The sequence below is a fragment of the Paratractidigestivibacter sp. genome (assembly GCF_052362415.1).
Taxonomy (GTDB): Bacteria; Actinomycetota; Coriobacteriia; order Coriobacteriales; family Atopobiaceae; genus Paratractidigestivibacter.
This window is the reverse complement of the sequence record NZ_DAWEMK010000170.1, coordinates 1-2,504: the sequence shown is the minus strand read 5'-3', so window position 1 is coordinate 2,504 and position 2,504 is coordinate 1. Positions and strand designations below refer to the sequence as shown.

At 68.4% G+C, this 2,504-nt stretch carries 4 protein-coding genes; all 4 read left to right on the top strand.

The genetic code is table 11. From position 1 onward, the window contains the following. A partial coding sequence (locus ACT84W_RS10500; RefSeq protein WP_444329174.1) for a 3'-5' exonuclease occupies positions 1-810 on the top strand: 810 nt, incomplete at its 5' end. A gap of 23 nt (positions 811-833) precedes the next feature. Next, positions 834-1,598: a mechanosensitive ion channel family protein gene (locus ACT84W_RS10495; RefSeq protein ID WP_432291098.1), complete on the top strand. Its 765-nt coding sequence runs from the start codon at positions 834-836 to the stop codon at positions 1,596-1,598. Between the two features lie 106 nt (positions 1,599-1,704). After that, positions 1,705-2,190 (top strand): S-ribosylhomocysteine lyase, encoded by a 486-nt coding sequence (locus ACT84W_RS10490; protein ID WP_417576398.1) that lies wholly within the window; start codon positions 1,705-1,707, stop codon positions 2,188-2,190. A gap of 132 nt (positions 2,191-2,322) precedes the next feature. Beyond that, positions 2,323-2,504: phosphorylase family protein (locus tag ACT84W_RS10485; RefSeq protein ID WP_444329173.1), on the top strand; the 182-nt coding region annotated here is incomplete at its 3' end.

Genomic DNA, 2,504 nt, shown 5'->3' with positions numbered 1-2,504 from the left:
GAGTGGCTCGCGCTGCGCAGCGACCTCGACTCGCTCGCGGGCCAGTCGAGCGCCGTCACGATGATGACGGTCCACGCGGCCAAGGGCCTCGAGTTCCCGGTCGTCTTCGTCGCCGGCATGGAGGAAGGGATCTTCCCCCACACGACCTTCGGCGACTCCGATCCGGCCAAGCTCGAGGAGGAGCGGCGCCTGGCGTACGTCGCCATCACCCGCGCGCGCAAGAAGCTCTACCTCACCTATGCCGCCACGCGCCGCACCTTCGGCTCCACGCAGGCCAACCCGCCGAGCCGCTTCGTGCGCGAGATCCCCGAGGAGGACTGCGAGCGCGAGGGCGTGGGCTCGCTCGGCATGACCGGTGTGGGCTGGGAGAAGCGCGGCGACCGCCACGGTACCTTCGGCAGCGGCCGCGGGTCGTCCGTCTACGGCGGCAACGTCTTCGGCTCGCGCACGCGCTCCACGGGCGGCTCCCCGCAGCGCTCGGGCTCCGCTTCGGGAGCAAAGACCTGGCGCGAGTTCAGCTCCAGCTCCGCTGTGGGCTCCGGCGCGGGCTCGTCGTTCGGCTCCCGCACGCGGGTCGGCGGCCACGCCTCTGCGAGCGAGACCTCGCGCCCGACGTCCGCGCCCGCGGCGGCTCCCAGCGCCTACGAGAAGCCCACGGACTTCGCCAAGGGCGACCGCGTCTCTCACAAGACCTTCGGCCCCGGCGTGGTCGTGGCCGCATCCGGAGACACCATCGAGGTCAAGTTCACGCGCACGGGCAAGACCAAGAAGCTCCTCAAGGGCTTCGCGCCCCTGGTCAAGGTAAGCTGACCTCCGGCAAAAGAAGGGCAAACATGGACCAGCAGGTCATCAACATAACAGAGGCGCTCATCCAGAAGGGAGCCGTCATCGCCGTCGCGGTGGCGATCGCCTTGATCGTCCAGAACGTCGTCGTGCGCCTGGCGAACAAGGTCCTCGACGCCTCCGAGGTCCCGAACGCCTCGATCTTCATCAATATCCTGAGGACCGCCATCTGGTCGCTCGCGTTCCTCTCGGTGCTGAGGCCCGTCTTCAACGTCGACCCCTCGGGCCTCATCGCCGCCCTGGGCGTCGTCTCGGTCGCGATCTCGCTCGGCCTGCAGGACACGATCTCGAACATCGTGGGCGGGCTCGGCCTCATGCTCAGCCGCGCCGTCCGTCCCGGCGACAAAGTCACCGTCGGCACCACGACGGGCACGGTGACCGACGTGACCTGGCGCTCCACGACGCTTCGCAGCCGCGCGGGCGACGTCGACGTGATCCCTAACTCCGTGCTGAACAAGACGACCCTCACGCACCTGGACCCCGCGAACGCCGGCATCTGCAAGGTGTCCTTCGCCGTCGCTCCGGGCGCGGACCTCGACGCCGTCGCCGAGGAGGCGCGCACTTGCGTCGAGGAGGCGCTCGGCGCCGACCTCGACCCCGAGTACCGCACCGGCGTGCTGTTCTGCGGCATCACCGCTTACGGGACGGACGGCGTCGTCGTTTTGCACCTGGCCGACGGCGTCGGCATGCCCGGGGCGAGAAACCGTGCCGTGCACGCGCTCCACGGCCGTCCCTGGATCGCCCGTGCCCTTTGATCCCGTGACCCGAGCCGACCTCCTGCCCGATCCCCGTGCCGACCCCTGGCTCGGTCTCCGATCCGACCCCGCTTCTTCCCCGATGCCAAACTTCGAAAGGACAACGATGGAACTCATCTCCAGCTTCACGGTGAACCACCTCACGCTCGAGCCGGGAGTGTACGTGAGCCGCGTCGACCGCGACCCCGCGACCGGGGCCGTCATCACTACCTTCGACCTGCGCCTCACAGCTCCCAACCGCGAGCCGGTCATGGACACGGCCGCGGCCCATGCCCTCGAGCACCTCGGCGCGACCTTCCTGCGCAATGACCCCGAATGGGCTGGCCGGGTGGTCTACTTCGGGCCCATGGGCTGCCGCACGGGCTTCTATCTCGTGCTCTTCGGCGAGTGGACGCCGGCGGACGTGGCGCCGCTGGTCACGCGCTGCTTCGAGTTCGCCCGCGACTTCGAGGGCGAGATCCCCGGAGCCAAGCCCGCCGAGTGCGGCAACTGGCATGACGCCGACCTCAACCTCGCGCACTGGTGGGCTCGCCGCTACCTGGAGAACACCCTTTACGGCATCGACTCCGCGCACATGACCTACCCGGCGTAAGGCCGCGTGGGGGCGCATCTTGTTCAGGTTTGTGGGTAGAACCATAAAGTGATGCGCCGAACAGCGACGGCACGAAACCGACTGCGCGAAGCCGACGGCGTAAAGCCAGGCGACTCTAGAAGGGAAACAGCTATGAAGACGGGAATCATCGGCGCGATGGCCTCGGAGGTCGAGCTCCTCAAGGAGGCCATGGAGGGCGCTCGCGCGACGAAGGTCGCCGGCATGGAGTTCTGCGAGGGTAAGCTCGGGGGAGCGGACGTCGTCGTTGTCCAGTCCGGCATCGGCAAGGTCAACGCGGGCATCTGCGTGCAAAT

Bases quoted from the DNA above. Each gene is read 5' to 3' on its own strand.
- ACT84W_RS10495 (WP_432291098.1), top strand. From the start codon at position 834: ATGGACCAGCAGGTCATCAACATAACAGAGGCGCTCATCCAGAAGGGA.
- ACT84W_RS10490 (WP_417576398.1), top strand. From the start codon at position 1,705: ATGGAACTCATCTCCAGCTTCACGGTGAACCACCTCACGCTCGAGCCG.